40 protein-coding genes are annotated in these 24,125 nt (G+C 65.0%); 24 read left to right on the top strand and 16 right to left on the bottom strand.

Annotated features, from left to right (window positions below; all coding sequences use genetic code 11):
• Window positions 1–9 precede the first annotated feature (9 nt).
• A complete protein-coding gene (gene trpS, locus VIM61_00745; GenBank protein ID HEY8898930.1) occupies window positions 10–972 on the top strand; it encodes a tryptophan--tRNA ligase in 963 nt (320 codons plus the stop codon).
• Here the strand turns inward: trpS and VIM61_00740 are convergent.
• Window positions 969–1,283, bottom strand: a complete 315-nt coding sequence (locus VIM61_00740; GenBank protein ID HEY8898929.1) for a helix-turn-helix transcriptional regulator — start codon at window positions 1,281–1,283, stop codon at window positions 969–971. The two genes, trpS and VIM61_00740, sit on opposite strands and share 4 nt — an antisense overlap.
• A gap of 104 nt (window positions 1,284–1,387) precedes the next feature.
• On the opposite strand from VIM61_00740, the gene VIM61_00735 reads away from it, so the two are divergent.
• The gene (locus VIM61_00735; GenBank protein ID HEY8898928.1) at window positions 1,388–2,455 is read left to right on the top strand and encodes an alkene reductase; all 1,068 of its coding nucleotides are present in this window, start codon (window positions 1,388–1,390) and stop codon (window positions 2,453–2,455) included.
• Here VIM61_00735 and VIM61_00730 read toward each other — a convergent pair.
• A complete protein-coding gene (locus tag VIM61_00730; protein HEY8898927.1) occupies window positions 2,452–2,790 on the bottom strand; it encodes a P-II family nitrogen regulator in 339 nt (112 codons plus the stop codon). The two genes, VIM61_00735 and VIM61_00730, sit on opposite strands and share 4 nt — an antisense overlap.
• A 201-nt stretch (window positions 2,791–2,991) precedes the next feature.
• Here VIM61_00730 and VIM61_00725 point away from each other — a divergent pair, with 201 nt between their 5' ends.
• The 7 genes from VIM61_00725 to VIM61_00695 are packed head-to-tail and all read left to right on the top strand — an operon-like array spanning window position 2,992 to window position 9,117.
• A complete protein-coding gene (locus VIM61_00725; GenBank protein HEY8898926.1) occupies window positions 2,992–3,462 on the top strand; it encodes a hypothetical protein in 471 nt (156 codons plus the stop codon).
• Window positions 3,463–3,487: 25 nt separating this feature from the next.
• Window positions 3,488–4,027 carry a dimethylamine monooxygenase subunit DmmA family protein gene (locus tag VIM61_00720; GenBank protein HEY8898925.1) on the top strand — a complete coding sequence of 180 codons (540 nt, stop codon included), beginning with the start codon at window positions 3,488–3,490 and terminating at the stop codon, window positions 4,025–4,027.
• Window positions 4,024–4,974 (top strand): PDR/VanB family oxidoreductase, encoded by a 951-nt coding sequence (locus VIM61_00715; GenBank protein HEY8898924.1) that lies wholly within the window; start codon window positions 4,024–4,026, stop codon window positions 4,972–4,974. The genes VIM61_00720 and VIM61_00715 overlap by 4 nt, the downstream gene beginning before the upstream one ends.
• Window positions 4,971–5,990, top strand: a complete 1,020-nt coding sequence (locus VIM61_00710) for a DUF3445 domain-containing protein (protein ID HEY8898923.1) — start codon at window positions 4,971–4,973, stop codon at window positions 5,988–5,990. The genes VIM61_00715 and VIM61_00710 overlap by 4 nt, the downstream gene beginning before the upstream one ends.
• A complete protein-coding gene (locus tag VIM61_00705) occupies window positions 5,987–7,384 on the top strand; it encodes an acyl-CoA dehydrogenase family protein (protein ID HEY8898922.1) in 1,398 nt (465 codons plus the stop codon). Before VIM61_00710 ends, VIM61_00705 begins: the two co-directional genes overlap by 4 nt.
• 13 nt (window positions 7,385–7,397) lie before the next feature.
• On the top strand, window positions 7,398–8,171 hold the full coding sequence (fabG, locus tag VIM61_00700; GenBank protein ID HEY8898921.1) for a 3-oxoacyl-ACP reductase FabG: 774 nt from the start codon (window positions 7,398–7,400) through the stop codon (window positions 8,169–8,171).
• A 1-nt stretch (window position 8,172) separates the two neighbouring features.
• A complete protein-coding gene (locus VIM61_00695; GenBank protein HEY8898920.1) occupies window positions 8,173–9,117 on the top strand; it encodes a hypothetical protein in 945 nt (314 codons plus the stop codon).
• A 123-nt stretch (window positions 9,118–9,240) separates the two neighbouring features.
• Here VIM61_00695 and VIM61_00690 read toward each other — a convergent pair whose 3' ends face one another.
• The 14 genes from VIM61_00690 to VIM61_00625 form a co-directional block, all read right to left on the bottom strand.
• Window positions 9,241–10,788 (bottom strand): DUF935 family protein, encoded by a 1,548-nt coding sequence (locus VIM61_00690; protein HEY8898919.1) that lies wholly within the window; start codon window positions 10,786–10,788, stop codon window positions 9,241–9,243.
• Window positions 10,781–11,506 carry a hypothetical protein gene (locus VIM61_00685; protein HEY8898918.1) on the bottom strand — a complete coding sequence of 242 codons (726 nt, stop codon included), beginning with the start codon at window positions 11,504–11,506 and terminating at the stop codon, window positions 10,781–10,783. The genes VIM61_00690 and VIM61_00685 overlap by 8 nt, the downstream gene beginning before the upstream one ends.
• Window positions 11,503–12,423, bottom strand: a complete 921-nt coding sequence (locus VIM61_00680; GenBank protein HEY8898917.1) for a hypothetical protein — start codon at window positions 12,421–12,423, stop codon at window positions 11,503–11,505. Before VIM61_00680 ends, VIM61_00685 begins: the two co-directional genes overlap by 4 nt.
• Window positions 12,420–12,665: a hypothetical protein gene (locus VIM61_00675; protein HEY8898916.1), complete on the bottom strand. Its 246-nt coding sequence runs from the start codon at window positions 12,663–12,665 to the stop codon at window positions 12,420–12,422. The genes VIM61_00680 and VIM61_00675 overlap by 4 nt, the downstream gene beginning before the upstream one ends.
• Entirely contained in the window at window positions 12,662–12,847 is a 186-nt protein-coding gene (locus VIM61_00670) for a hypothetical protein (GenBank protein ID HEY8898915.1), read from the bottom strand. Before VIM61_00670 ends, VIM61_00675 begins: the two co-directional genes overlap by 4 nt.
• Window positions 12,844–13,509 (bottom strand): hypothetical protein, encoded by a 666-nt coding sequence (locus VIM61_00665; protein HEY8898914.1) that lies wholly within the window; start codon window positions 13,507–13,509, stop codon window positions 12,844–12,846. The genes VIM61_00670 and VIM61_00665 overlap by 4 nt, the downstream gene beginning before the upstream one ends.
• A gap of 70 nt (window positions 13,510–13,579) precedes the next feature.
• Complete coding sequence (locus VIM61_00660) at window positions 13,580–13,753, bottom strand: hypothetical protein (protein ID HEY8898913.1); 174 nt, start codon at window positions 13,751–13,753, stop codon at window positions 13,580–13,582.
• Between the two features lie 73 nt (window positions 13,754–13,826).
• A complete protein-coding gene (locus tag VIM61_00655; protein HEY8898912.1) occupies window positions 13,827–14,363 on the bottom strand; it encodes a CHAP domain-containing protein in 537 nt (178 codons plus the stop codon).
• Window positions 14,360–14,626 carry a hypothetical protein gene (locus tag VIM61_00650; GenBank protein ID HEY8898911.1) on the bottom strand — a complete coding sequence of 89 codons (267 nt, stop codon included), beginning with the start codon at window positions 14,624–14,626 and terminating at the stop codon, window positions 14,360–14,362. Before VIM61_00650 ends, VIM61_00655 begins: the two co-directional genes overlap by 4 nt.
• Complete coding sequence (locus tag VIM61_00645) at window positions 14,623–15,261, bottom strand: hypothetical protein (protein ID HEY8898910.1); 639 nt, start codon at window positions 15,259–15,261, stop codon at window positions 14,623–14,625. The genes VIM61_00650 and VIM61_00645 overlap by 4 nt, the downstream gene beginning before the upstream one ends.
• Entirely contained in the window at window positions 15,258–15,530 is a 273-nt protein-coding gene (locus VIM61_00640) for a hypothetical protein (protein HEY8898909.1), read from the bottom strand. The genes VIM61_00645 and VIM61_00640 overlap by 4 nt, the downstream gene beginning before the upstream one ends.
• Window positions 15,531–15,944: a hypothetical protein gene (locus tag VIM61_00635; GenBank protein HEY8898908.1), complete on the bottom strand. Its 414-nt coding sequence runs from the start codon at window positions 15,942–15,944 to the stop codon at window positions 15,531–15,533.
• Between the two features lie 75 nt (window positions 15,945–16,019).
• Window positions 16,020–16,370 carry a hypothetical protein gene (locus tag VIM61_00630; protein ID HEY8898907.1) on the bottom strand — a complete coding sequence of 117 codons (351 nt, stop codon included), beginning with the start codon at window positions 16,368–16,370 and terminating at the stop codon, window positions 16,020–16,022.
• A complete protein-coding gene (locus tag VIM61_00625; protein ID HEY8898906.1) occupies window positions 16,367–16,894 on the bottom strand; it encodes a S24 family peptidase in 528 nt (175 codons plus the stop codon). The genes VIM61_00630 and VIM61_00625 overlap by 4 nt, the downstream gene beginning before the upstream one ends.
• A gap of 42 nt (window positions 16,895–16,936) precedes the next feature.
• Between VIM61_00625 and VIM61_00620 the strand changes: the two genes are divergently transcribed.
• The 15 genes from VIM61_00620 to VIM61_00550 all read left to right on the top strand — a co-directional run bounded on the left by VIM61_00620 (window position 16,937) and on the right by VIM61_00550 (window position 24,119).
• Window positions 16,937–17,068 carry a hypothetical protein gene (locus VIM61_00620; GenBank protein ID HEY8898905.1) on the top strand — a complete coding sequence of 44 codons (132 nt, stop codon included), beginning with the start codon at window positions 16,937–16,939 and terminating at the stop codon, window positions 17,066–17,068.
• A 291-nt stretch (window positions 17,069–17,359) separates the two neighbouring features.
• The gene (locus VIM61_00615; GenBank protein ID HEY8898904.1) at window positions 17,360–17,536 is read left to right on the top strand and encodes a winged helix-turn-helix transcriptional regulator; all 177 of its coding nucleotides are present in this window, start codon (window positions 17,360–17,362) and stop codon (window positions 17,534–17,536) included.
• Window positions 17,533–17,745: a hypothetical protein gene (locus VIM61_00610; GenBank protein HEY8898903.1), complete on the top strand. Its 213-nt coding sequence runs from the start codon at window positions 17,533–17,535 to the stop codon at window positions 17,743–17,745. Before VIM61_00615 ends, VIM61_00610 begins: the two co-directional genes overlap by 4 nt.
• Window positions 17,746–17,748: 3 nt before the next feature.
• Window positions 17,749–18,555: a ParB N-terminal domain-containing protein gene (locus VIM61_00605; GenBank protein ID HEY8898902.1), complete on the top strand. Its 807-nt coding sequence runs from the start codon at window positions 17,749–17,751 to the stop codon at window positions 18,553–18,555.
• Entirely contained in the window at window positions 18,552–18,746 is a 195-nt protein-coding gene (locus VIM61_00600) for a hypothetical protein (protein ID HEY8898901.1), read from the top strand. The genes VIM61_00605 and VIM61_00600 overlap by 4 nt, the downstream gene beginning before the upstream one ends.
• A 47-nt stretch (window positions 18,747–18,793) precedes the next feature.
• Window positions 18,794–20,722 (top strand): hypothetical protein, encoded by a 1,929-nt coding sequence (locus VIM61_00595; GenBank protein HEY8898900.1) that lies wholly within the window; start codon window positions 18,794–18,796, stop codon window positions 20,720–20,722.
• A 37-nt stretch (window positions 20,723–20,759) separates the two neighbouring features.
• The gene (locus VIM61_00590; protein ID HEY8898899.1) at window positions 20,760–21,026 is read left to right on the top strand and encodes a hypothetical protein; all 267 of its coding nucleotides are present in this window, start codon (window positions 20,760–20,762) and stop codon (window positions 21,024–21,026) included.
• Window positions 21,016–22,032 (top strand): ATP-binding protein, encoded by a 1,017-nt coding sequence (locus VIM61_00585; GenBank protein ID HEY8898898.1) that lies wholly within the window; start codon window positions 21,016–21,018, stop codon window positions 22,030–22,032. Before VIM61_00590 ends, VIM61_00585 begins: the two co-directional genes overlap by 11 nt.
• Window positions 22,029–22,256, top strand: coding sequence for a hypothetical protein (locus tag VIM61_00580; protein HEY8898897.1), 228 nt, complete (start codon window positions 22,029–22,031; stop codon window positions 22,254–22,256). The genes VIM61_00585 and VIM61_00580 overlap by 4 nt, the downstream gene beginning before the upstream one ends.
• Window positions 22,253–22,669 carry a hypothetical protein gene (locus VIM61_00575; protein HEY8898896.1) on the top strand — a complete coding sequence of 139 codons (417 nt, stop codon included), beginning with the start codon at window positions 22,253–22,255 and terminating at the stop codon, window positions 22,667–22,669. Before VIM61_00580 ends, VIM61_00575 begins: the two co-directional genes overlap by 4 nt.
• The gene (locus tag VIM61_00570) at window positions 22,666–22,878 is read left to right on the top strand and encodes a hypothetical protein (protein HEY8898895.1); all 213 of its coding nucleotides are present in this window, start codon (window positions 22,666–22,668) and stop codon (window positions 22,876–22,878) included. Before VIM61_00575 ends, VIM61_00570 begins: the two co-directional genes overlap by 4 nt.
• Window positions 22,875–23,489: a DUF3164 family protein gene (locus tag VIM61_00565; GenBank protein ID HEY8898894.1), complete on the top strand. Its 615-nt coding sequence runs from the start codon at window positions 22,875–22,877 to the stop codon at window positions 23,487–23,489. Before VIM61_00570 ends, VIM61_00565 begins: the two co-directional genes overlap by 4 nt.
• Window positions 23,486–23,773, top strand: coding sequence for a hypothetical protein (locus tag VIM61_00560; GenBank protein ID HEY8898893.1), 288 nt, complete (start codon window positions 23,486–23,488; stop codon window positions 23,771–23,773). The genes VIM61_00565 and VIM61_00560 overlap by 4 nt, the downstream gene beginning before the upstream one ends.
• The gene (locus tag VIM61_00555) at window positions 23,770–23,934 is read left to right on the top strand and encodes a hypothetical protein (GenBank protein ID HEY8898892.1); all 165 of its coding nucleotides are present in this window, start codon (window positions 23,770–23,772) and stop codon (window positions 23,932–23,934) included. Before VIM61_00560 ends, VIM61_00555 begins: the two co-directional genes overlap by 4 nt.
• A gap of 2 nt (window positions 23,935–23,936) precedes the next feature.
• Window positions 23,937–24,119 carry a hypothetical protein gene (locus VIM61_00550; protein ID HEY8898891.1) on the top strand — a complete coding sequence of 61 codons (183 nt, stop codon included), beginning with the start codon at window positions 23,937–23,939 and terminating at the stop codon, window positions 24,117–24,119.
• Window positions 24,120–24,125: the final 6 nt, after the last annotated feature.

The following is a 24,125-nucleotide window of genomic DNA, read 5'->3' as shown; positions in this document are numbered from 1 at the left end:
TCAGTCGCCATGCGTATTTTGTCCGGCATTCAACCCTCGGGAAAACTCCATCTCGGAAACTACTTCGGGATGATGCGCCCTGCCATCGAGCTGCAGGATCAGGGAGAAGCCTTTTACTTTATTGCGGATTATCACGCTCTCACCACGGTTCGCGACCCGGCGGCGCTCCGGGCGCATTCCCGCGAACTCGCGATCGATTTTCTGGCCTGCGGCCTCGACCCGGCGCGGGCGTGCTTTTTCCGGCAGTCCGACGTGAAAGCCGTCACCGAGCTGGCGTGGATCCTCAGCACGGTCACCCCGATGGGCCTGCTCGAGCGTTGCCATTCCTACAAGGACAAGACGGCGCGTGGCTTCGGGGCTTCGCACGGGCTCTTCGCGTATCCCGTGCTGATGGCGGCGGACATCCTCCTCTACGACAGCGATCTCGTGCCGGTCGGCAAGGATCAGAAGCAACACCTCGAGGTCACGCGCGACATCGCGATCAAGATCAACGAGCTCTACGGCGATGTTTTCAAGCTGCCCGAGCCGAGCATTCGCGCCGACACCGCGACGGTGCCCGGCCTCGACGGCGCGAAGATGAGCAAGAGTTACGACAACACGATCGAGATTTTCACGGAGGAGAAGCCGCTCCGCAAAAAGATCATGGGCATTCAGACGGATTCGACGCCGGTCGAGGCGCCGAAACCGACCGACGACTCCGTCATCCTCGCGCTTTACAAGCTGGTCGCGTCGGATTCGGATTACGCGGCAATGGTCGCGGCTTTCCAGGCTGGCGGCACGGGCTACGGCGATTTCAAGAAGACGCTGTTCGCCGCGACGTGGGATTATTTCGCGCCGATGCGCGAGCGTCGGGCCGAGATCGTCGCCGATCCCGCCTTCGTGGACGACGTGTTGCGCGCCGGTGCGGAGAGGGCGAACGCCATCGCCGGGAAGGTGATGGCGCGCGTGCGCAAGGCGGTCGGTCTCGCCTAGCTTCCGACTTTTTCGGCCCCGACGATCTCCAGCAGGCCGGGGAACCGCTTGTCGACGTCCTCGCGACGGAGCGACGTGCGGCAGGTATTTCCCGCACTGCGCATCCGCACCAGCCCGGCCTCGCGCAGCACCTGAAAGTGGTGCGAGCGCGTCGCCTTGCTCACATCCATCGGGAAATCGCTGCAGGTGAACTCCCGCTCGCCCGCGTCGAGCAACTGACGCACGATTTTCAGCCGCCAGGGGTCCGACAGGGCCTGCATCACGGTGGGGAGCGTGATGGAGCGGAGCGGGGGATGACGGTAGCTTTTCATCGAACTTCCCAACATAGCACGGAAGTCGCGGACGAAAATGCCCATTCCAATTTGACGCCCGGGAAAATGCGGTGATGTTCGAAAATAACCGAACAATAATTCCCATGTCATCGATCCTGCAGACCCCGCTTCGCGCCGGTGCTTTCCATCTTTCGAACCGCGTGGTCATGGCCCCGCTCACCCGCTGCCGCGCCAGCGCCGGCCGTGTGCCGAATGCCATGATGGCCGAGTATTATCGCCAGCGGGCCTCGGCGGGAATGATCCTCAGCGAGGCGACGAGCGTCGACCCGACGGGCGTCGGCTATCCGGACACGCCGGGCATCTGGTCCGAGGAGCAGGTCGCGGGCTGGCGGCTGGTGACAGATGCCGTTCACGGGGCCGGTGGCACGATCCTGCTCCAGCTCTGGCACGTCGGCCGCATTTCGGATCCGCTCTACCTCGATGGCCAGACACCCGTTGCGCCCAGCGCCATCCGCCCGGCCGGCCATGTCAGCCTCGTCCGGCCGATGAAGGATTTTGTGACGCCGCGCGCGCTCGAGCGCGCGGAGATTCCAGGCATCGTCGAGGCGTATCGACGCGGGGCCGAGAACGCGAAGCGGGCCGGCTTCGACGGCGTGGAAATCCACGGCGCCAACGGCTATCTGCTCGATCAGTTTCTCCAGACGAGCACCAATCACCGCACCGACGACTATGGTGGCCCGGTCGAGAATCGCGCCCGTCTGCTGCTCGAGGCCACGGATGCCGCGATCTCCGTCTGGGGGACGGATCGGGTCGGCGTGCATCTTGCGCCGCGTGGTGATTCGCACGACATGGGCGACGAGAATCCGGCTGAGACTTTCGGCCATGTCGCGCGCGAGCTTGGCCGGCGCGGCATCGCCTTCATTTGCTCGAGAGAGGCCTACGATGGCGCGGAGCTCGGCCCGGAGCTGAAGCGGCAGTTCGGCGGCGTGTATATCGCGAACCAGGTTTTCACGCAGGCCGCGGCGGAAGCTGCGATCGAGTCCGGCGGCGCGGATGCCGTGGCATGGGGCCAGCTGTTCATCGCAAATCCCGATCTGCCCCGGCGGTTCGCGGACGGCGCGCCGTTGAACGAGCCTCGCCCTGAGCTTTTCTACGGGGGAACCGAAGTGGGATATCTCGATTATCCCACGCTCGAGCCGGCGGCGGCCTAAACCGCCGCTTCGGCGGTTTCGCCAGTGCGGATGCGCACCGCCGCGTCGATGGTGGAGACGAAGATTTTTCCGTCGCCGATTTTTCCCGTCTTCGCGGCGCTGGCCATCGCCGTAACGAGGTCGTCGGCCACGGCGTCGGGAGCGACGACCTCCACCTTGATCTTCGGCATGAAATCCACCGAGTATTCGCTCCCGCGGTAGATTTCCGTCTGCCCTTTCTGGCGGCCGAATCCACGCACCTCGGTCACCGTCATTCCCTCGATTCCGAGGCTCGCGACGGCCTCCTTCACTTCATCGAGCTTGAATGGCTTGATGATGGCTTCGATCTTCTTCATGGCTTCCCTTCCCTGATTTCCAGTTTTTGGCGAAGAGTTGCCTCCCAGGCAACCCGGCGAGGTCGAAGAGAGCAGCGGCGGTGCCAATGTTCCCGCGCGCAAAGGATAAAAACCGTCGGCTGGTGGCATGCCCGATGCTTCGTTGTTTCCTGAAGTGCAACTGCGGTTGCTTGTGGAATCGACCTTAAATCCTTCATAATCATGTCCGAGCCGACCTTTCTTTCCAGCACCCCTGGCATTCAGCTTCTCAAATACGGATCTGTCGAAATGGTGGATCTGGAGAAAAGTTACCAGTGCCCGGGGTTGAAGAGTTCCATCATCGACCTGCCGGTGAGCGGCGAGGCGCGGCCGCTCACGCTGGGCCGCTTCGAGATGCGGCCATCGGTCGACTTCCCGTTCTTCTACGAATACCTCGAGGTGAAGACGATCGTGACGGGCAAAATCGTCGTGCGCGACGAGGATGGCGTGAAATACGAGGCCGAGCCGGGGGATGTCTTCATTTTCACCCCGCCGCATCTCGTGATGTTCTGCGCGGAGAGCGACGGCACCGCCGTTTACCTTGGCCACCGGCCGAAGGAGCCGTCGTTCCTGCCCGGCTTCGAAGGCCTGGTCGACACGCCGATTCCCGAGAAGGTTCGCACGTGGTGGAAGACGGATCTCGTTTCGGCCTGAGCCCTCGGTAAATGCGATGGGTTGGGTGCGAAGCAAACCGGTCTACGCGCCGCTCGCCCCGGTGGCTGGCGCGGAGCGGCATGTTTTGGTGAGTTGGGGTGAATCGGGAGCGCGTGCTGTGGGGCGCGCGCTCCCTCTCTCCGGCGAATGGGTCTGCCTGCACGGTGGCGGCGAGACTCCTCTGGAAGCGGTCGCGATGGCGGATCAGGCCGGGTTGCTGTTGCGCCTCGGGGAGGAACTTCGCGTCAGCCCGGCCTCGACGGTGCTCGCGGTGGCCGGCCCCGAGCAGTTCGTCTGGGAATGCTGCCGCGTGGGCCGCGGGTGCGGGATGAGTCGGGAGCAGATGCTGGCGGAGTTGGCCGGCAGCGCGGCGCGGTCGGTGTATTGCGTGCATTGCAAGGCGATCACGCCGGGCGTCACGACGAATCCCGTGCGCTGCGCGAGCTGCGGCCAGGCATTGCTGGTGCGCGACCACTTTTCCCGGCTGATGGTCGCCTTCGCCGGCGTGCGCATCGATGCGGAAACTCCGGGCGACGTTCCGGAAACGGAGGAGCTCTTCGCATGACGGCGCAACCCGTGCGAGTGGGGCGCGTGGAGGAACTCACGCCCGGCGTGCGGCGGTTCACGCTCGTGCCGGAGCGAGGAGCCCTGCCGGCCTTCTCGGGTGGCAGTCACATTGGGGTGATGTTGCCGGACGCCGGCGCGGCGAGGCGGAATTCGTATTCGCTCACGAGCTCGCCCTATGAGCGTTCGTTTTTCCAGATCGCGGTGAAGCGCGAGCCGGCCTCGCGCGGCGGCTCGGCCTACCTGCACGAGTCCGTGCGCGAGGGTTCGCGGCTTGAGATCGCGGCGCCGGTGAACCAGTTCCCGCTCGCGAATACGGGGCGGCATCATCTGCTCATCGCCGGCGGCATCGGCATCACGCCGTTCCTCTCGCAAATCGAGTCGCTGCAGCGCTGGGGGCATTCCTTCGAGTTGCACGATTGCTATCGCGGCGCGGAGAACGCCCCGTTCCTCGCGGAATTGCGGGAGCGCCTCGGCCCCCGGTTTCACGGTTACGATACGAGCCGCGGCGCGCGTCCCGACCTCGTCGCCCTGCTCCGCGCGCAGGTGACGGGCGCGCATGTCTACGTGTGTGGTCCCGCAGGATTGATCGATGCCGTGGTCGCGGCCGCCCGCACCCTTGGCTGGCCGCGCCATCACGTCCATTTCGAGCGGTTTTCCGCCGGGCCGCAGGCGCCCACGAGGCCGTTTGTCGCGCGGCTGGCGCGCTCCGGACAGGATGTCTCCGTTTCGGGGGGAAGTTCGCTGCTCGACGCGCTTGATGCCGCCGGCCACGCGGTGCCGTATTCCTGCCGGATCGGCGGTTGCGGCACGTGCGAGGTGGCTGTCATCGAAGGAGAAGTCGATCACCGCGACCATTGCTGGACCGACGAAGATCGCGCCGGCGACCGCCGCATCCTCGCCTGCATCTCCCGGGCCAAAAACGGCCACCTCGTCCTCGACCTATGAACTCCGAACTCGCCTCCGCACCACCGCCGCCGATGGCGGAACGCTTCCGCAACAGCGCGGTCGCCATTGCGCGATTTCCGTTCCCGTTCACCGGCGACAGCTACGAATACACCGTCAATCTCGTGAAGGCCGGGCAGGGCGCGCCGGGTGCGTTCGACGAGCATTGGTTCGACATCGACGAGCACTACGTCGCCGAGATGGAGCTGCGGGCCCTCGTGCTCGAGCAGGATCCCGACCGCTACCTCTCGCTGCCCCACATGATCGAGCACCAGTGGGACGTGCTCGAACTCATCATGGAGCACTACGCCGCCGATTATCCGGAGCACTTCTCGCTCACGCGCGACGGCGACCTGTGGACGTGGGAAAATCGCCTGCTCGGCCTGCGCGACACCTTCACCTTCGGTGATCCGCGCACGTTGCCGCGCGAGCCGCTCGATTACATCGCCCGGCAGGCGCAGGGCGACTGGGTGGCGCTGGACGTGCGCGATGGCGACCTCTGGCTCGACGCCGGCATGCTCACTTTTCCTGCCGACTGGTCGCTCAAGTTCGACATGGGCATGTCGTTCGAGGAATGGCACGGCCCCGTGCCGATGGCGCACGAGGCCGGCGTCTTCAAGCGGGCGAAGCAATTCCTGCTCCGCATCACGCCGGAGGAGCCGTGGCAGCGCTTCAACTGGACGATGACGGTCGGCCGGCGCTGGGACACGTCGAGCGAGACCTACGACCAGTGGGGCATCGACCGAACGACGATCACGCCAGAGAACGTCGGCGAAAAGGTGCACCTGCGCGTCGAAGTGCAGGTGCTCCCGCGCCTGCCGCGCAGCAACGGCCTGCTGTTTCAGATTCGCACGTATCTGATCAGCCTCGAAGAGCTCGTCACGAACCCGGCCTGGGCGAACCGCCTGCGTCGCGTGCTCCAGTCGCTGCCCCCCGAGATCGCCGATTACAAGGGCCTCTCGCGCTATCGGCAGACGGTCATCGATTTCCTGGAACCCTACGAGGACGGACAACCATGATCGACCCCATCGCCGACGGCCTCAGCGACCAGTTCGACCCGCACTGGCTGCTTTCCGAGCGGCAGCGCGAGCTCCTCGCGCAGCTTCGCGTGCTGTGCGGGACGACGCTGCGGCCGAATGCCCTGGAGAGCGACGCCGGCCTCGTTTATCCGCGCAAGAACTTCGAGGCGCTCGCCTCGCTCGGGTTGCTCGGCCTGTTCGTTCCGAAGAATCTGGGTGGGCTCGGCGAGAGCCACACGTTTGCCGCCGCGGTCGTCGAAACCATCGCGCGCTACGGCTGCCCGAGCACCGCGATGTGCTACGTGATGCACCTCGGAGCGACCGCCGCGCTTCTCTTCCGCATGCACGAGAGCCCGCTCTATCAGGATCTCCTTTCGCGGATCGACGCCGAGGTGCTCATCGGCACGCTCTCGTATTCCGACCCCGAGACCGGCTCGCATTTCTGGTATCCGATTTCCTCCGGCGCCGAGCGCACGCCCGAGGGCTGGAAGGTCCGCAAAAAGGCGTCGTGGACCACCTCGGCGGGCTTTGCCGACTGGTATGTCGTTCAGACGACAAGTCCCGATTTTGATGGCAACTATGCCGATCTTTCGTGCTTCCTCATCTTCAAGGACGAGATCAGGGCCGAACCTTCGAAGTGGGATGCCCTCGGCCTGCGCGGCAACCAATCCGGCACCCTCGAGGTCGCCGACGTCGCCCTGCCGTTCGAGCGCATGATCGGCCCGAAGGGCGATGGCACCGCGTCGAACGACGAGATCGTCGATCCATTTTTTCTGCTCTGCTCGTCCGCCTGCTGGAACGGAATCGCCCTCGGCGCGATCGACATCGCGAAGGCCCACACGACGAAGAAGAAGCACGTCGACGTTGGCATGCGCGTCGCGGATTACCCGACGATCCAGGATTACGTCGGCGAAGCGATCATGGATACAAATGCCTGTCGCGCGTTCACCTTCCAGATGGGCCGCCTGATGGACCAGGTTTCGAACGACTGCGATTGGTCGCTCCATGCGGACCTCGGCGCCCTGCCGCGGGCCGGTTATCTGCCGTGGTATTGGCAGATCAAGTTCGAGGCGGCGAAAAACGTCGCGCACGTCTGCGACAAGATGTTGCACGCCTGCGGCGGCACTGGCTTCAAGAAGGATCTCCAGCTCGAGCGCCTGCTTCGTGACGGCAAGGCTGGCTGGGTGATGGGGCCGACGAACGAGGTGCTCCGCCAATTCGTCGGCAAGCTCGCGTTGCTCGGCATGGACTCGCTCGATTACTGGAACCAGAATGTCAACGAGCGCGTGCTTCACAACGAGATCAGAAAAATGGACGCGGACTCGAAACGCGCCCTCGCCGAAAAACTCCTCGTCGAGGCGGCGACCGCCGAGGCAAAGCAGGCCGCCGCCTGAACGATCCGCCGTCATGAGCATCTCGATCAAAGGTCATTCGGCGATCGTCACCGGCGGAAGCAGGGGCATCGGAAAAGGCATCGCCCGGGTGCTTGCGGCAGCCGGCGCGCGTGTCCTCATCGCTTCCCGCACCGTCACGGAAGGCGAAGCCTGCGCTGCGGAGATTCGCGCCGAGGGCGGAGACGCGGCTTTTTTCGCGGCCGATGTCTCGAATGCGGCTACCTGCGAGGAGCTCGTCGTCGAAGCGGTGAAACTCTTCGGAAAACTCGATATCCTCTGCGCGAACGCCGGCGCGTTTCCATCCTGCACGCTCGCGGAAATGACCGAGGAATCCTGGGACACGCTCATGGCGCAGAATGTTCGCAGCACCGCGTTCTGCGTAAAGGCCGCCGCCGCCGAGATGAAGAAAGCAACCTACGGTCGCATCGTGCTCACGTCGTCGATCACGGGACCGATCACCGGCTATCCCGGCTGGTCGCACTACGGCGCGACAAAGGCCGCGCAGCTCGGCTTCATGCGCACCGCCGCGCTCGAGCTTGCGCCGTTCGGCATCACGATGAATGCCGTGCTGCCAGGAAACATCGTGACCGAGGGGATTGCCGCGCTTGGACCGGAGTATTCCGCCGCGATGTCGAAGGCCATTCCCGCGAAGCGACTTGGCGACGTCGAGGACATCGGCTACGCGGCGCTGTTCCTCGCTTCGCCGCAGGCAAAGTTCATCACCGCGCAGACGCTCGTCGTGGACGGCGGGCAGGTCATTCCCGAGACCGAGGCCGCGATCCTCTGAGATGAGAACGGTTCATCCGCTCACGCCGCTCAGTGCCGGGGAGATCGCGCAGGCCGTCACCATCCTGCGGGAGTCGGGTCACGTCACGCCGACGACACGTTTCGTAATGGTCACTCTCCGCGAGCCGGACAAAGCCTCCCTGCTCGCCGGCGAGGCGATGCCGCGAGAAGCCTTCGCCATCCTGCTCGACAATGCCACCGCGCAGACTTACGAGGCGGCGGTTGATCTCGGGCTGGGCCTCGTCACTGGCTGGGTGCATCGGCCCGGAGTGCAGCCGCCGGTGATGCTGGATGAGTTTTTCGAGTGCGAGGAGGAGCTGCGCAAGGATCCGCGATTTCAGGATGCGATGCGCCGGCGTGGCATCACCGATTTCGGCCTGCTCATGATCGATCCCTGGTCGGCCGGCTCGTATCACAGCGACGATCCCGCCCACGCGGGCCGTCGGCTCGTGCGCGCGCTTACGTGGGTGCGCGGTGGCGAAGGCGAGAACGGCTACGCGCATCCCGTCGAAGGAGTGCTGGCGCTTTTTGACCTCAATGAGATGAAACTCGTCCACCTTGAGGACACCGGCGTCGTGCCGTTGCCGCCCGAGCCGGGCAACTACGCCCCGCGTTTCCTCGATCGCCTGCGCTGCGGCACAAAGCCGCTGGAGATCGCGCAGCCCGAGGGGCCGGGATTCGTCGTCGACGATCACCGCGTCGAGTGGCAGGGCTGGTCGTTTCGCGTTGGCTTCACTCCCCGAGAGGGGCTCGTCCTGCACCAGGTCGCGTATGACGACGATGGCAGGGTGCGCCCGATCTTCCACCGGGCCTCGATGGTCGACATGATCGTCCCCTACGGTGACCCGCACCCGAATCACTGTGACCCGGCATTAAGTTTGAAATGCCCTTACAGAGTGCGATTTGGTTTGATGCACCGCGAGCCGGATCAGACGCATAAAGTTTGAAAAGGGTCGATTGAAAGGGTTGTTGCCCGCTAATGTTCAAGGGCGGCTGATACCGTCCACGGACATGAAAGAGATCTGGCTCACTCGGGCCTGCCCGGTCGACGTCCGCTCCGCCACCGGCCGTCAGGTCGATGTCGTTACGTCGCGCGCCGCGCGGGCGCATCCGTTGGCGGCGAAAGCGATCAGCGCCTGCTCGGCCAATGCCGCGACTCGGCCTGCCTGCCAATCGGGGTAGTTTTCCAGGATTCGTCGACTCAGGTCCTCCGGGCTCGTGCTCTCCTCAATCATTCGCCGGATCGGCGCGAGGCTGCCGCGGAAGGCTAGCGCAAGGGGCGCGGAACCGGCGCGGGCGATGGCGTCGGTCGCATCGTGGGAGGCAACGAGAAGTGGACTCGCCGCGGAAAGCGCGGTAAGCGGCAATGCAACGGGAGCCTGCGGCCGGCTCGCCCGGCGAAGAGGAATGCCGACCCGATCGGAGACAGTCTCGATGCCGGAGTCGTCAACTTCGAGTCCTGCCTGGCTGAGGTTCTGGAGCAATTCGCCCGTTGCTTTCGCTTCGTCGGCGGATTCGCCGCCCCAGCTTACCCGCGGCACGCGCACGCCGGCACGGCCGTTAATCTTCAGGCCCTGTTTGATGAGCTGATCTTCGAGGGTCTCCGACAACATCCGCGCGTCGAACTGCTTGAAGTCGTTCCGCACGCTCCCCTGCTCCTTCGCGACGCCGCTCCCGAGCCCGGTGGCCTGCGCGTCGGCGGAGAGGGTCTGTCCAAGAATGAGCTTCGAAATTTCGCGCCGGCTGACGGCGTGGAATTTCTCGAAGGCATCGCCAGCGCTTTGCGTGCTCGCCTGCTGTAGTTCGACCGACGTCTGCTTCGTGACGACGAGGCCGCCCAGCTTCGTCGCGAGCGAGAACGCCCGCTCGAGCACCGACCGGGAATCATTGTCGCCCACGTCGTAGCGGCCGACAAGGAAGGGTGAGCCGTAGCGATCGAGGAACCGCGCCCACCAATCGCGATCCATGTTGCCAAGGAGCCACCAGAAAAGGATTGAGCGCATCGGGCCGCCCCAGTTGTCTGCCGTCGTCAGAAGGTGCCCGCGATGGATGATATAGCGTGTGCGGTCCGGTTCGTGAGTCGTGCCGAGCACATTGCCGGCATCATCCGTGTCTCGGATGCGCAGGCTTCCGGTCGAGTAGTCGAGGAGTTGGTCTGGCACCACGACGAGGCGGTCGAGCACGTAGGCGCCACCCTCGACACGATAGACCTTTTCAAGAATCGCGACGGGCCAGAGGACTGAGTCGAGGAGATGCGAGCAGGCCTTCAGCCAGCCTGGAATGCCGTCGAGAAATCCCTCGATGAACTTGGCTGCCTCGACTTCCGCCGGCACTTTCTTGTCGCGAGGGGTGATCGACATGGCCTCGCCGAGCACAGCGAGCTTGCGCTTCGCGAACTCCGTCTGCACGTGCGAGTCGGAAAGGAGCACGTCGCGGTAGAGCGCGAAGAGCGCGCGGGTATCCCCACCCTCCGCCTGACGAAGGATGTCGTGCAGACGGTCGACATCGAGCTGATTCGCAACGAAAGCGGGCTCGTTGCGCATGTTGTAACGAGTGAGCACTCGCACGGGCAGGAGGCTCGTGAAATAGGTGGCAAGACGCTCGCGGAGGCTAGGCATTGACTCGGGATGTTTGACGGTTGAAGAGGTGCGCGTAGGGATTTCGGAGCACGCGACCGCCCGTCGACGGGCGGGCAAAGTTTCCAACTGCCGCCGCGGCGGCTGTGACCGGGCCGCCCGGCCCGATCAGAGCGTGCAGCGCGAGCTTCGTGCTGTCGAAGGTGTCGCCGTGGTTGCCGCCAGCATCGACCTCGGTGACGAACCCGCCGCGATCACGCGTCACGAGGCGGAAGTCGTTCTTGATCCAAACGTGATCGGCCAGGAAGAGGTGCCCTTCCTCCATCGTATGCACGAGGAGGTTGCCGAGGTAGGTCTTGAACGACATTTTTTCGCCGAGGTATTCGGTCGCCTCGCCGGAGACAACGAGGTCGGTGACGACGATTCCGGCGAGATCGCGCTTGAGGTCAGCCGCGTAGTATTTTTCGTTCGAGGCATCGACGCACAGCTTCACCGGCCGGCGCGGGGCGATGAGCATGAGGACGGCGGTAATGACCGCGCGCGCAACGGCAGGGTCCGCCGTCTTCCAGCGCAGGATGAGTCGCACGTAGTAGTCGAGGCCAATCTGCTCGACCACGGAGAGCGAGGAAGGGTTGCTCTTCTCCTTCGTCGTGGTCGCGATGTCGTAGCCCATCCCGAGACGGCTGTGCTCGTGGAGCAAAGCCGGCAGATCGCGCGGAAGGATGTCCGAAAGTGGGACGCTGCGGCGGGTCTTGCTCATGCGGCGATGTTGATTTCCTCCGTCACGTCGATGCCGAGGCACTGGCCGCGGCCGCCGGCCATGGCGAGTTGTAGAGCGCCGAGGCTCACGGCCGCCTGGCCGCCGGTGATAAACTTCAGCCCAAAGTTGCGGTCCCAGGCTGTCTTGTCGAAAGCGCGCTGGCGATGCTCCTCGGGTGTGATCGGCTCGCGGGTCTGGTCGTCATACATCGGCACGCCGGCCGCGTGGGCATCCCAGGCATCCACGCGATGGCAAAGGTAGCCGGCCTGGCTGCGATACCAGTTTCCGCGAGGGTTCGTCTTGAACTCCTGCTCGCCCGGCATCGTGATTTCCCAGGAGTAGTGCTGGTCGTCGGGCGGCGGAGTCGTGATGCCGAGCAGTCGGAATTGCGGGTTGCTCGACATGAAGGGCAGGCAAGCCTCGAGCACATCCTTGAACTCCGGCATGCGTCCGACCTCGTCGAACCAGATGTCGCCGGTCCAGCCTACGGCGGTATCGGGATTCGGCGCTACGACGATCGAGCGCGAGTATGTTGTGCGATCGTGCCAGATCTTCGTTTCGAGCTTCTGGTGTTCGAAGAGATCGGCAATGGCGTCGATGTCGAGCAGCTCGCCCCGATCATTGTCCGCCGAGCTCGTCAACATCAGCCCCTGCGCGGCGACCGCCTTGCGATAGGTGTCGAGCATTAGAGCCCAGATCTGCGCCTCCTTTCGAACGAACTCGACGCCGAGATTCACTGAGGCCGAACAGAAAACCGAGAGGAGCCCGCGGATCTCCATCATCCGACGGAGCGCTTTTGCGGCAGCGGTGAACGACTTCCCCGCCTGCCGGCGCCAGATCCAGAACATGATGCCAAGGTCGTCCTTCCAGAATGGCTCTTTCGCATATTCGCGGAGGTTGATGAGCGGGGCGTTCATGATGAAAAATCCTCCGGCCGACCAAGAGTGATTTGAATCGCGGTGGGATACGCGACGGATGTATCGCGCTCTGCGTAGTCGAGCAGCGAGCGCGCGGCGTCGAAGATGGAGAGGCTCTGATCGGCCTCGGCAATATCGCCTCGGTGATTTTCCGAAAGCGGCCGGCCGTTTGCGGAGCGACGGCCATTGATGGCGATCTGCCAATGCATCCCGGCGATGGGATTGGAGAGGGCGTCACTCATGGCGTCTTTGCCGCCTCCCTCAGCATCAGCACGACGAACTCGTGCCCTGCTTGCTGTTGGGCGCCCCAGAGGTGGCGACCAAAGCCGCGCTCGACCATCGCGTCTTGCGCAGCGGTCCAGATCGTTGAGGCTCGATCGAGTTCGGCCTCGGTCGCGGGCGGGCTCAGAGGCATCGTCTTCATTCGATCGTGGTTTCCGGCCGCTCGCCGAAGACGAGCTGCACGAGTTTCTCCATTTGCACGGCCTCCGTGTCGGCGGAGTTGAGAATAGCCTGCGCCTCGGGAGTCTTCGCCCACTTCACAAATTCTTCGGCGACACGGTAGCGAAACTTCTGCTCGTCGAGGTCGAGCTGACGGTCCTTCTGCTCGGCGGCGCGTTCGCTCATGCGGGCGCGCAGGATCTTGCTGTCGCCGTCGCGGAGTTTCGCGATGGCGAGCGAGAGACCGACGAGGCGCTCCTCGCCGTCGGGCGCGTCGCCGATTTTTTCGAGCGCCTCAAGGATCTGGCCGCCCGCGATGGCGGCGGCAGCGTCCGAGATTGACGTGCCGGCGCTCTTTGCGATCTCGAGGGAGTAGTCGGAGAGGAGCTTGATGTTGGCAATATTCTCCCGTTTGCGTAGCCAGTCCTGATAGCCGCCGCCGCGCCACTCCGAGAGATTTTGCGGGCTGATCGGCTGCTCGCTCCATTTCTCGTCGAGCACAGTAAGCACTTCAGGGAGCGTGTGCAGCCAGGCAAGGATCTGCGGCCCGCTGGCGCCGTCGTGCAGGCGCTGGTTCACCTGCTCGCGGATGCGGGCAGGCAGCGAGGCAATCTTGCCGGTGCGCGTTGGGGCGGGATCGGTCATTTAAGGATGCGCCACAAGATGACGACGGCCGCGATGTTTGCGGCGACCATTGCGAAGGATTCGGGCCAGTTCATGATTTGTGGGTGAGGTGGTAGCCGTTACAAACGGGGCATTGGTATTCGCGAAGGTGCTCGGGGCGCTTGCGGCGGCGGCGCAGGGCGGCGTTGATCGCCGTGCGGGCTGCCTTCTTCGTCGGGTAGCGGTTTTTCGACTCGCACATGGCCTGGAGCGCCTCGAGGTTCATGCGCGCGGGACGTGGCCGAGCCAAAGGAGGAAGCCGACAATGCCGAGGCCGGCGACAAGCTGGGCGATCTCGATCATGCGGACCTCGCTTTCCATGCCAGGCGGATGAAACCGCGGCAAAGGGCGAGCGCGCGGCGTTTCCGATAGACGCCGTCGCCGTCGCGACCTCCATCCGGCCCGGTGTTGGCCTCGATCGTGCGAACGAGCGCACCATCGAAGTCCTCGACGAGGCCAATGTGGTCCGGGTGATCCCCGCCGAAGCTGAACCAGACGAAGTCGCCGGCCTGCGGAAAGAATTGCCCATCGCGCGGGGCGAAGACCTTACAACCGCTGGCAGGCTTGCGCGCCCACGCGACGAAGTTCCGCACCGCGGCCTCCTCCGGGCGGGTGGCTGCGGTCACGCCGAGCGCTGCGCCGCGACGAATTGCTTCGGCCACGAGGTAGCAGGCAAATGCGGAGCAGTAGGGCTCGCGGTTCAGGTAGCCGTCGCCGCCGTAGCTCGTTTCCAGCCAGTATTTCGCGATGCCCTCACCGTGGTTGCGCGAGGTCTCGCGCACTCCCAGCTCGGCGGCAGCGATGTCGACAAGAATGGATCGAGGGTTGAGCGTCATGGCGTGGCGAAGTCGGGGTAGAAGTCGGGATTCTTCCAATCGAGCGAGGGCGTCGGCCGCGGGAGCGGCACTCGCAGGGCGTCGGCGTAGGGTTTGCGCGGGTGGAGAGTCATGCTGGCGCCAATGCTTTCGTCGCCGTCGGCGTAGCGCAGGGAGTAACTGCGGTCGTAGTCGTCGAGGTTCGAGCAGCCGCCGAAGCAGAGGACGACGAACATCACGACCATTGCGAGCAGGCAAATGAGGGCGAAGAGACGCGAGTTCATGCGTGAAGCAGCGTCATCGTGCCGAAGAGGTTTTCGGCGTTGAGCCAGGTGCCGTGGTCAAAGCCCGGGCGCCAGTGCGTGCGCACGCGGTGCTCGATCGCGTCGGCCACGGCGAGCGGGCCGGTGAATCCAAGGCTGCCGTAGCCATTGGCGGCTAGATTGAGGAGGGGGTGAGTAATGCGCGCCGCCCACAGCGCGCGATCGTCAGCAGAGCAGCAGAGCACCACTCGCGAGAGCCGACCGGAGACAAGCGCGTCGTTCAGCCCGTTCTTGGAAAAATCCGCCTCGCACGCGGCGGCGACGAGCTGCGCGCCCGCGATGGCGCCGTGGCGCAGGTAGGGCAGCGCGCGGCAGATCACGTCGCAGCCGTTCGAGTGCCCACGGAGGAAGACCTGCCAGCCGCTCGCGAGGTATTTGTCCGCCAGGGCGGCCACGCCGATCGCGCGCTTCTCCTGCCAGACGTGCCGGGTGAGCAGGCCGCTCCAGTGCTCCCACTTTTCGCCGTGGATGCCGAACTTCGTGTGCGCGAGCGTAACGGCGCGGTCGCACCAGCCGTCGGCCGTGCCGGGATTGGCGAGGATGCCGTTCACGTTGATCTCCACCACTCGGCGGAGGCGGCCTTTCGGAAGAATCACGCCCGCCCCCTTTCGTGCGCGAGGACGCCTGCGGAGGTTGCCTGGTAGTAGCGCGTGGAGCCGAGCGGATCCGGAACGTCTTTCGCCAGCGTGAGGCCAACGAGCAGCTCGACGCCCTCGCGAGTCTCTGGCTCGGTAAAGTCGCCGCCCTCGCGATTGATGCCGCGACGAATGGCGGCAACGGAATGGCTAACGACCGGCCGATCGACCAGGAACGCGAGCACCGCGTGGCGGCACTCTTCTTTGCGAGCAAGGGCAGCGTCGCTCATTTAGCCCACCTTTCCTTCGATGCGGCCGAGGGACCGGTGCAGATCCTCGAAGCCCTTGCTCATCGTCGTTGCCTGGATGCGCAGGCGGTCGTCGGTGTCGGTGCGCAGCTCGTCGAATTTGGTGAACAAACCCGCGATCGTCGTGCGCCTCTCGGCATTGAGCCGATGCACCTCCGCGACCATGTCGCTCATGCGCTTCTCGACGCGGACTTCGAGGGCGGAGATTGCCTCGGCGATCTCGTCGGAGACCTCTTTGTCAGGAGAAGGCTTGCGGCGGAAGGCGGCAAGGATCAGCGCGCCGGCTCCGGCGATGGAAAGGGTCGCCACGACCGAGACGGCGACGAGCACCGCGCCGTTCGCGTCGAGGTTATATTGCGCCCCGATGGCCTGGGCGAAAAGAAGGTGGGCGAACATCGCCCGCCACGCTGCCCGACCCGACCGTCGCCGTCATTTAAGGCAGCGGAGCCAGCGGGAGAGACTTTTCAAGCGCTACCGCGCGAAGGCGAATTTCTGCACCGTCTTCGTGCCAGCGCCGACGGTCTCGTAGGAGAAGCTCTCCGCCGTCGCCACGATGGGCGGAACAGGCTTGAGTGTCTGTCCGTCGATGACTCCGTTCGTCGAGCACGCGATGAAGATCAGCCCGCTTGTCGAGACATTCCCGTGAATATCCTTGTTGAGAGAGACGACCGCCAAAACCCCCTCACCGGGAATGACCTGCTTAACCGTCAATACGGAACTTGGTTGCGTCTTCAGTCGAGTGCCAGGAGCGAGCGGGTTGGCGGCCCACAGCGGAGCGGCGGCGGCAAATGCGAGAGTAATGACTGCGAAGGCGGTTTTCATAGCGTGTTGTTGACGACGTTTGCGACGGGGTAGATCCACTCGATCTCCTCCTCGGCGCGCTCGATGGGTTCGTATTTTGGGTTTTCGGAGATGAAGCGGAACCGCGCGGGCTGGCGCGAAAGGATCTGGAATTTTTTGAAGACGACGCCCTCGTCGCGAATCTTCGCGATCACGAGATTGCCAGTCTGCGGCTTGCGCGAGGGATAGAGAATCGCCACGTCGCCCTCGCGGAATCGCGGCTCCATCGAATCGCCCTTGAGTGTGACGGCGATGGCCTTGGTGTCGCGCACGTTGAAGGCGACATAACCTTCATAGTCGTAGATGTCTTCGAAGTCGGTGAGGTGCCCGCACTGCGCCCAGGAGATCAGCGGCACGTAGCGGGCGACCACGTCCGGCGGTGTCGCGACATCCGGCTTCCGTCCGAAACCGCCGACCTTTCCGCCGATCGTGGGCGGATGGTCGCTGCCGTCGAGCAGGTCCTCGAGCGCGAGGGCGGGGATGGCCTTCACGATGGCTTCTGCCATGCGTTGAGAAATTCGCGCGCTCCCTTCCTCAAGGGCCTGAATATGCCCAACGGTCGAGCCGATCGCTTCCGCGAGCGCCTGTCGGGAGAACCCCGCCTCGACGCGACGATGTTCCAGCCGGGAGCGGGCACTGCGAGTCATAGCGTCGGCTCGAACGTCGCGCACGGATTGTGACTGCGTCATTGTCTGGGCAGGTCCGCGTTTCTCCAGGATTTCCAGCCGCTCCAGCAACGGGCGTGAAAGATTTTTCCTTTCTCCAGACAGGATTCGAGACACATACGAGCCGCTCGTCAGACCGAGTTGCTGGGCGGTCTCAGTCTGATTGAGGTTATACTTTTCCATGACCTCGCGGACTCGGTCAGAAATTTTTTCTCCCTCAGACATCTTTTTGTTTGACTGAGTTGTGACTGGTCATAAGGTTGACGCTCGTAAGCGATGACAGGCGTTAACCAAATTGCCTCAGGCATGCAAGAAGATTTCCGGGACAAGGTCCTTCTGGCCCTCCTCCGCCGGAATCGGATGACCATTGCCGAGCTGGCCCGCCGCATCAACCGCCCCCGCCCGACGGTGTCGGTCGCCATCAACCAGGGTCGTTTCCGGGAAGTGCGCGCCGCCATCGAAAAAGAACTCCAGCTCACATGACTCGCTCCCCGGACATTGACTACGTCATCGCCCGCGCCCTTGCGACGCGGCACGACCTTTCTCCCAGCAATCAGCTCCGCGTGCTCCGCGGTGTCGCCGATCTGGCCGAAGAAGGCGGTGAACTCCACGAGACCGCCACGCAGGCCATTTTCCACCTCCAGCGCGCCGAGCACGAGCAGCTCCGCCTCGACCAGCTTTTTGCCAACTAAGTCATGACTCGCACCATCCCCATCGACCACATTTTGTTTCACCGGCTCGTGCAGGGCCTGCCCGGCCTCATGCCGGAGGACTCTCGCGAGTTCGCAGCGCTGGCTGACGACATTGCCGACCGCGGCATCGACCAGCCGCTCATCGTCACCGCTCTCGAAAACGGTGGCGGCGCGCCCGGCTATGTTTACCTCGTCGATGGGCGCAACCGCTTCCGTGCGGCGCGTGCCGCCGGCCTCACCGAGGTGACCGTCGAGGAAGTCGAGGAGGTCGACGCGCCGGGCATCATCCTTGCCACACTCGTCCATCGTCGCCACTACGGGAAAGGCGCGCTTGCCTATCTGGCCTACCCGCTGGCGGCCTCGTCCCGTCCCAAAAATGGCGGTGATCGAAAATCAGCGTCGATTCAGTCGACTCTGATTTCTGTCGAGGAGATCGCTGTCCGTCTCGGGTTTTCGCGCGACCTGTTCTTTCAGGCCGGCAAAGTGTGGGAAGTTTTTACCCGCCGTCCCGACCTCCGCGAGAAATTCGAACCGCGCATTCTCTCCGGCGAGATCGGCCTCGGCGCCTGCGTCGCCGGGCTCGCGAGCAGCGAGGCCACGACGGGCAGCGATCGGCAGGACCGCAGCCCCTACCAACTCATCACCGACACATTTTCCGCGCTGAACAAGCGCTTCGACCAGCGCTGGGAAAAGCTCGAGGGCAGCGCCCGTCTGGCCGTGCAGGAAGAGGCGGCGAGCGCCGTGCTCGCGTGGCCGGAAGAGGTGCAGCAGGCCATCGCAAAAGCCATCAAGGCGGGAGGCCGGGCATGAGCGAGGCCGCCGCGCGCAAGATCCTGCGCTGGGATGTCGCCACCGCGAAGCGCCAGCTCCGCGACGAGGCCGACATCGCCTTCCTGCGGTGCGTCCTCGCGGTCGAGTCGGCCAAGAAGGCCGCGCGAAAGGGTCTCGTGCGCTGGATCAAAAACCGCATCGACACCTTGCGGATCGGAGGCCGGCCATGATCGGCGCCGTCGAAATTTGCGGAGGGGGCCGTCCCCAACCCGAGAGCTTGGGCCGATCCGATGGCGAGACGCCATGCGCGGCTCCCTCCGCGGCTTTTTCAGAATCACCGGCAGCCGGGGAGGCGAGTTTCGGGGGGGATAATGCCAACCCGGCTGTCGGCCTTTCTCCCCTGGCCGAGACGAAGCTCTCCATCCTCGCCGCCGTCGAGCACACCATGCGCGACTACGGCATTAGCCGCGCGGCGGCCTGCCGGCAGGTCGGCGTGGATGCCGCGACGGAGCTGCGTTGGCGGACGAAGGTCGAGAAGTTCGGTCCCGAGGCCCTCGAGGAGAACTATGCGAACTGTGGGCGCAAGCCGCTCGCAGTGCTGAATCCCGAGGAGCTGCAAATCGCCGGGCAGGCCTACGTGAAGACGAAAAGCGGCACGACCGCCCTGCGCAAGCTGGCCCGCGATCCGCGCTGCCGGCCGGAGGTGGCCGACGCCATCCTCAAAAAGCGCGCGAGCAAGCACACGCTCACAAAGACCCTGCGCGACCAGCTCAAGGCCCGCGTTCCTGGCGCGGTGATGGATTTCCACCGCAGCCCCACGCGCACCGTGCGCGAGAGCTTCGTGTGCCCGCGCACGCTTACCTACCTCGACGCCACCGGCCGCGAGCGCCGCATCGAGCCCGGCGACCTCTTCGAGCGCGACGACATGTCGGCCAACTTTCTGTTCTGGATCGACTGGCCGTGGGGCGGCGACCCGTGCAGCGACCGCTTCGGCGTGCGCCTGGCGCGCGGCCAGTTCCTGCCGCAGATCGACGTCGGCTCGCTGCGGTTCCTTTCCTTCGAGCTGCTCGTGCGTCTGCGCGACAGCTATCGTGCGGATGACCTCTGGCAATGGGTCGGCCGGTCGTATCGCGACATCGGCCTGCCAATGATCGGCGAGCGCTGGGAGCGCGGCACCTGGCAATCGCACCAGCTCCAGGGCGAGCCGATCGAGCAGGGGCACACGCCCTTCGAGCAGCGCCTCGGCGGCCTGCATGCCCTCGGCCTCAAGATGATTATCTCGCAGTCGCCGACAACGAAGATCATCGAGAACCGTTTCAATTTTCTCCAGACGCTCCAAAGCGACATCGAGGGCCAGATCGGGCGCAAGCGCGGCGAGTTTGAGGCCACGAACAAGATCTGGACTGCGTGCCGGAACGGCCACCGCGATCCGCGCGACTACTTCCTCAGCCACGAGCAAATCCTCGCCCGCCTCGAGGCCTCGCTCCACGACATCAACAGCGAGCCCGTCGAGGGCACGCTCTACCACGGCGTGCCCGAAGAGATGTGGCGTGCCTCCGGCGCGGAGCAGCGCCTGCGCCGCCTCACCCCCGAGCAGACCCACCTTTTCTCCCGCAACCGCACGCAGATCACCGCCAGCAAGGGGCACGTGATGGTGCGCTTCACCCGGCCGGACAAGAGCCGCGGCGCCTGGTGGTTTCACCATCCCGACCTCTGGCGGCACGAGGGCGAGCGCTTCGCCGTCTATTTCGACCGCGAGGCCGCCCAGGCCGGCGCGACGCTCGTTCATGCCGACGGCCGCCGGGCGAACCAGGTGCTCGGCCATGCCGCGCACGTCGACGGCTGCCCGCAGTTCGCGCTCGGCGTGGACATGGAAAATGGTCGCGGCGCGACCGCCATGCTCGGCGCGCTCGACCGGCAGAAAGGCTTCAAAGATGCCGTGCGCAGCGACTACCGAGCCCTCGGCACCGGCGGCCGCACGATCGCGAAGGCCTCCCGCGCTAGCGACGGCGCCGGGCGCACCGCGCAGATCGACAGCGCCCCGTCCGTGCGCGGCGGCGACATCGCGCCTGCGCCCGAGACGACCAAACCAGCGAAACGAAGCACCCGCCCTGGCATGGATTTCGACGCCGACGAGGCCCTGCGCCGCGAGGTCGAGCGCATGGAGCGCGAGGCCGAGGAGAACGGCGAGTTCCTCGTCGTCTGATTTCTCAACCCAAAACCCAACAAGAAAGGAACCAAAAGTGAACTCCCTCATCCGACTCATCCTTAACTGGCGCGCCGCGCGACTCGTCCGGCAGGCGCGCCAGCGTCGCCGCGACCTGGCGCGAGCCGTGCGTCACGAGCAATTTGAAATCTCTCGCCTCGAGCGGGACGCCCGCCGGCTGCAAAAACTCGCCGGGCTCCACGCCACGCCGCGCCCGGCGAAGAGCATCGAGCCTCGCGGCCTGGGCGCGCTCATCACCGGCGCTCCCTTCACCCTCAACTCCGCTCGCAGCCATGGCGCCTGAGCTTCTCGACACCCGCGACGCCGCCGAGCTGGTCAAGCTCGGCCTCCAGATTCGCGAATACCAGACCGCCGAGCGGCTGTCCGACAACGCGATGGTGAAGAAATTCGCCGGGCTTGGCTCGACGAAGACCTACACACGTATCTGCAACAACGACCTGCTCGAGCTCGATCTCGACCGGCAGCTCGACAACTACCGCGCCGTCTGGGCGGTGATCGAGAGCCTCGCCAGCAGCGAGACCACGGCCGACGAAACCTACGAGGATTTCTCCACCGTGCTCGAGCTGAAGCGGGCCTTCGCCGAGACCGCCCGCGAGAGCGGGAACGCCCGATTCATCCTCATTGAGGGCGACACCGGCGCGGGCAAGACGAAGTCGCTCGCCGCGCTCCAGGCGAAGTTCGGCGCGCGGGTGCTCCTCATCGAGGCGATGGAGGTGTGGAACGACAATCCGAACGCCTTCCTCGGCGCGATCCTTACCGCCCTTGGCATTAAGGACCAGCCCACGCTCGCCGTCGATCGCATGGAAAAGGTGATCCAGCGCCTGCGGCAGACCCGCGTGTGCGTGGCGATCGACGAGGCCCACCACATGGGCCTGCGTTGCCTCAACACGCTCAAGACGCTCATCAACCTCACCCCCGGCGAGTTCATCGCCGCCGCCTACGGCACCCTCTGGCAGCGCCTCCAGCGCGAGGCCTACGAGGAGGCCCGCCAGCTCACCGGCAACCGCCTCGCCGAGCGCCTTCGCTTCGGCACGGCCCGGGAAAACGACATCCTGCGACTCATCGCTCGCCGCGTGCCCGCCTTCGCCGGCATGCAGCCGCGAGAGGTCGCCGCCGTCGATGGCGTCGCCGAGGCCATCAAGCTCATCAAGAGCAAGGTGCAGACCTTCGGGAATCTCGCATTCGTCCGCGACGTGGTCTCCCGCGTCGTGAAGCTCGCCGACGGCACCGCCGGACCCGATCTGAATTGCTGGTCTACCGCCATCTCGCAGGAGGTCGAGTCCCGATGAGCGCGGAAGCCAAATCCGGACGCCTGCTCCGCTTCTCCGAGGTTCGTCGGCTCGCCCTGGCGGCCTGCGCAGAGTTCGGCATCAAGGCCAATCGCGTCTCGCCCGCGTTCCTCGAAGAGATCGAGGAACGCGTCGAGAAGTTCGTGAAACAGCAGGCCGTCGCCTCTGTCGACGACGCCCGCAAAACCGTGCGGGGGGGGGGGCTTGAGACATGTCTAGCATGACTGCTCACGATCCCGAGCGCCGCGCCGAGGCGGCGACGCGTCCGCGGTTCGAGCTGCCCGATCCCGACGCCCTGCGCGGCGCGAAGGCCGGTCGCAAGAAGTCCGGCGGGCACTGGGTCGCCGTGCGCGGGCCATACCTGCGCACCGTGCGCTCGACCGATGTCCGGTCGCGCACCGGCGTCGCCGGCATCAGCTACAGCCGCGAGCGCAAAGGCCCCGGTTGCAAGCCTCGCCGCTACTTCTGCGTGCAGCTAGGCGCGAAGAAACGCCGGTTCAACATCGACACCCTCGGCAAGGAACTCGCCTGGGAGCGCGCCCTGCGCTGCCGGGCCGAGCACGAGCGCCGCGTGCGCGAGGCGAACCGCCGTATCCTCGCCGCCCGCGCGGCCACCGAGGAAAGGAGCCTGGCATGACGACCACGATCCCCGGCACCAACGTCCCGCTCTGCCTGTGCTGCGAGGACGAACCCGCCGCTCGCGGCAAGGACGGCGCGCCGATCGTCGACGACGCCCTCGGCCCCGTCTGCGCCGACTGCATCCCCGCTCTGGCGAACGCCACCGTCGCCCTGGCTGAGGCAGGCCTTATTCACCCCCGCCGCAAACCTAAACCGAAAGCCAAATGAAAAATACTCAACTCCCCGTCGGATACCGGGAAGACGCGAAAGGCCGCCTCATCCCCGAGGCACAGATCAAGCCCATCGACCAAGAGCGCGACTGCCTGCTCGCGGAACTCCTCGCAATCGCGGAGGACATCAACAATCGCCTCCGTGCCTTCCGCCAAAAAGCCTTCGGCGACGTTGAGGCCTTCGCCGAACTGAGCGCCGAGAAATACGGGGCCACCATCGGAGGAAAGAAGGGCAATCTCACGCTCGTGAGCTTCAACGGCAGCATCAAGGTTCACCGCGCGATCGCCGATCAGCTCGTCTTCGACGAGCGCCTGCAAGCCGCCAAGGCCTTGATCGACGAGTGTCTCAAGGAATGGGCTGATGGGGCTCGTCCCGAGATCGTCACCCTCATCGGCGACGCCTTTCAGGTCGACCGCACGGGCAAGATCGATACCGCTCGCATCCTGAGTTTACGAAAGCTCGACATCAAAGACGGTCGCTGGGCACGCGCCATGGAGGCTATTGGCGACAGCCTTCAGGTGAGCAGCACGCGCAGCTATATCCGCATCTACAAACGCGACGATGCCGGCGCCTACCGTCAGATCAACCTCGATCTAGCAAACGCATGAACGCCGCCAGCGCCACTGTGCGCGCACGCCGCGCCCTCACCCTGCCGCCCGCCGAGCCGCTCTCGGAGCGCGAGGTCACGCAATTCGTCCTGGAGGCGCTCATTCGCGAGGCCACGGCCTTCGGCAATGCCGGCACGAACGACTTCGCGGTCAGCATCCGGTTCGACCTCCAGTCGCCGATGATCTCGATCAAGAGCGCCTTCAACGTCCGCAACTTCCACGGTCCAGCCGACCTCGCCGAGTGGCTGGTCGCCCGGTGCAACCCGAAATCCTCCCAGCCATGAAGCAGATCCTCGACTCTCTCACCGAGTTCACCTTCTCCGGCTACGCCGTGATGCTCGCGCTCTCGCTCGTGCAGATCGGCGCCGGCCTCGCCGTCGGAGCAATTCTCTGGCGCCCACGCCGCGAGCGCGGCCAGCACATCCCCCCGCATCGGAGGTTCTGACCATGGACGAGAAAACCATCGCCGTCCTGCGGGAGCTTCGCGATTGGCACGCCGAGCGTTCGCAACGCATTAGCCGCACGCTCGGCGGCATCTACGCTGGCTTCACGCCTCGCCCGTTCGATCAGGTCGAAGAAGGTCGCCTGCACGAGCGCTTCGCCGCAGCCCTGGAGGAAGTCTTGCCGTGAACTCCC

This window comes from Chthoniobacterales bacterium, assembly GCA_036569045.1.
GTDB lineage: Bacteria > Verrucomicrobiota > Verrucomicrobiia > Chthoniobacterales > JAATET01 > JAATET01.
Note: the sequence above shows the minus strand (reverse complement) of the source record. Positions and strands in the feature narration are given on the sequence as shown.

What these genes read in the sequence shown, in the direction of transcription:
- trpS (HEY8898930.1), top strand. Translation starts at nt 10, where the DNA reads ATGCGTATTTTGTCCGGCATTCAACCCTCGGGAAAACTCCATCTCGGA.
- VIM61_00740 (HEY8898929.1), bottom strand. Translation starts at nt 1,283, where the DNA reads ATGAAAAGCTACCGTCATCCCCCGCTCCGCTCCATCACGCTCCCCACC.
- VIM61_00735 (HEY8898928.1), top strand. Translation starts at nt 1,388, where the DNA reads ATGTCATCGATCCTGCAGACCCCGCTTCGCGCCGGTGCTTTCCATCTT.
- VIM61_00730 (HEY8898927.1), bottom strand. Translation starts at nt 2,790, where the DNA reads ATGAAGAAGATCGAAGCCATCATCAAGCCATTCAAGCTCGATGAAGTG.
- VIM61_00725 (HEY8898926.1), top strand. Translation starts at nt 2,992, where the DNA reads ATGTCCGAGCCGACCTTTCTTTCCAGCACCCCTGGCATTCAGCTTCTC.
- VIM61_00715 (HEY8898924.1), top strand. Translation starts at nt 4,024, where the DNA reads ATGACGGCGCAACCCGTGCGAGTGGGGCGCGTGGAGGAACTCACGCCC.
- VIM61_00710 (HEY8898923.1), top strand. Translation starts at nt 4,971, where the DNA reads ATGAACTCCGAACTCGCCTCCGCACCACCGCCGCCGATGGCGGAACGC.
- VIM61_00705 (HEY8898922.1), top strand. Translation starts at nt 5,987, where the DNA reads ATGATCGACCCCATCGCCGACGGCCTCAGCGACCAGTTCGACCCGCAC.
- fabG (HEY8898921.1), top strand. Translation starts at nt 7,398, where the DNA reads ATGAGCATCTCGATCAAAGGTCATTCGGCGATCGTCACCGGCGGAAGC.
- VIM61_00695 (HEY8898920.1), top strand. Translation starts at nt 8,173, where the DNA reads ATGAGAACGGTTCATCCGCTCACGCCGCTCAGTGCCGGGGAGATCGCG.
- VIM61_00690 (HEY8898919.1), bottom strand. Translation starts at nt 10,788, where the DNA reads ATGCCTAGCCTCCGCGAGCGTCTTGCCACCTATTTCACGAGCCTCCTG.
- VIM61_00685 (HEY8898918.1), bottom strand. Translation starts at nt 11,506, where the DNA reads ATGAGCAAGACCCGCCGCAGCGTCCCACTTTCGGACATCCTTCCGCGC.
- VIM61_00680 (HEY8898917.1), bottom strand. Translation starts at nt 12,423, where the DNA reads ATGAACGCCCCGCTCATCAACCTCCGCGAATATGCGAAAGAGCCATTC.
- VIM61_00675 (HEY8898916.1), bottom strand. Translation starts at nt 12,665, where the DNA reads ATGAGTGACGCCCTCTCCAATCCCATCGCCGGGATGCATTGGCAGATC.
- VIM61_00670 (HEY8898915.1), bottom strand. Translation starts at nt 12,847, where the DNA reads ATGAAGACGATGCCTCTGAGCCCGCCCGCGACCGAGGCCGAACTCGAT.
- VIM61_00665 (HEY8898914.1), bottom strand. Translation starts at nt 13,509, where the DNA reads ATGACCGATCCCGCCCCAACGCGCACCGGCAAGATTGCCTCGCTGCCT.
- VIM61_00660 (HEY8898913.1), bottom strand. Translation starts at nt 13,753, where the DNA reads ATGAACCTCGAGGCGCTCCAGGCCATGTGCGAGTCGAAAAACCGCTAC.
- VIM61_00655 (HEY8898912.1), bottom strand. Translation starts at nt 14,363, where the DNA reads ATGACGCTCAACCCTCGATCCATTCTTGTCGACATCGCTGCCGCCGAG.
- VIM61_00650 (HEY8898911.1), bottom strand. Translation starts at nt 14,626, where the DNA reads ATGAACTCGCGTCTCTTCGCCCTCATTTGCCTGCTCGCAATGGTCGTG.
- VIM61_00640 (HEY8898909.1), bottom strand. Translation starts at nt 15,530, where the DNA reads ATGAGCGACGCTGCCCTTGCTCGCAAAGAAGAGTGCCGCCACGCGGTG.
- VIM61_00635 (HEY8898908.1), bottom strand. Translation starts at nt 15,944, where the DNA reads ATGTTCGCCCACCTTCTTTTCGCCCAGGCCATCGGGGCGCAATATAAC.
- VIM61_00630 (HEY8898907.1), bottom strand. Translation starts at nt 16,370, where the DNA reads ATGAAAACCGCCTTCGCAGTCATTACTCTCGCATTTGCCGCCGCCGCT.
- VIM61_00625 (HEY8898906.1), bottom strand. Translation starts at nt 16,894, where the DNA reads ATGGCAGAAGCCATCGTGAAGGCCATCCCCGCCCTCGCGCTCGAGGAC.
- VIM61_00620 (HEY8898905.1), top strand. Translation starts at nt 16,937, where the DNA reads ATGCCCAACGGTCGAGCCGATCGCTTCCGCGAGCGCCTGTCGGGAGAA.
- VIM61_00615 (HEY8898904.1), top strand. Translation starts at nt 17,360, where the DNA reads ATGCAAGAAGATTTCCGGGACAAGGTCCTTCTGGCCCTCCTCCGCCGG.
- VIM61_00610 (HEY8898903.1), top strand. Translation starts at nt 17,533, where the DNA reads ATGACTCGCTCCCCGGACATTGACTACGTCATCGCCCGCGCCCTTGCG.
- VIM61_00605 (HEY8898902.1), top strand. Translation starts at nt 17,749, where the DNA reads ATGACTCGCACCATCCCCATCGACCACATTTTGTTTCACCGGCTCGTG.
- VIM61_00600 (HEY8898901.1), top strand. Translation starts at nt 18,552, where the DNA reads ATGAGCGAGGCCGCCGCGCGCAAGATCCTGCGCTGGGATGTCGCCACC.
- VIM61_00585 (HEY8898898.1), top strand. Translation starts at nt 21,016, where the DNA reads ATGGCGCCTGAGCTTCTCGACACCCGCGACGCCGCCGAGCTGGTCAAG.
- VIM61_00580 (HEY8898897.1), top strand. Translation starts at nt 22,029, where the DNA reads ATGAGCGCGGAAGCCAAATCCGGACGCCTGCTCCGCTTCTCCGAGGTT.
- VIM61_00575 (HEY8898896.1), top strand. Translation starts at nt 22,253, where the DNA reads ATGACTGCTCACGATCCCGAGCGCCGCGCCGAGGCGGCGACGCGTCCG.
- VIM61_00570 (HEY8898895.1), top strand. Translation starts at nt 22,666, where the DNA reads ATGACGACCACGATCCCCGGCACCAACGTCCCGCTCTGCCTGTGCTGC.
- VIM61_00565 (HEY8898894.1), top strand. Translation starts at nt 22,875, where the DNA reads ATGAAAAATACTCAACTCCCCGTCGGATACCGGGAAGACGCGAAAGGC.
- VIM61_00560 (HEY8898893.1), top strand. Translation starts at nt 23,486, where the DNA reads ATGAACGCCGCCAGCGCCACTGTGCGCGCACGCCGCGCCCTCACCCTG.
- VIM61_00555 (HEY8898892.1), top strand. Translation starts at nt 23,770, where the DNA reads ATGAAGCAGATCCTCGACTCTCTCACCGAGTTCACCTTCTCCGGCTAC.
- VIM61_00550 (HEY8898891.1), top strand. Translation starts at nt 23,937, where the DNA reads ATGGACGAGAAAACCATCGCCGTCCTGCGGGAGCTTCGCGATTGGCAC.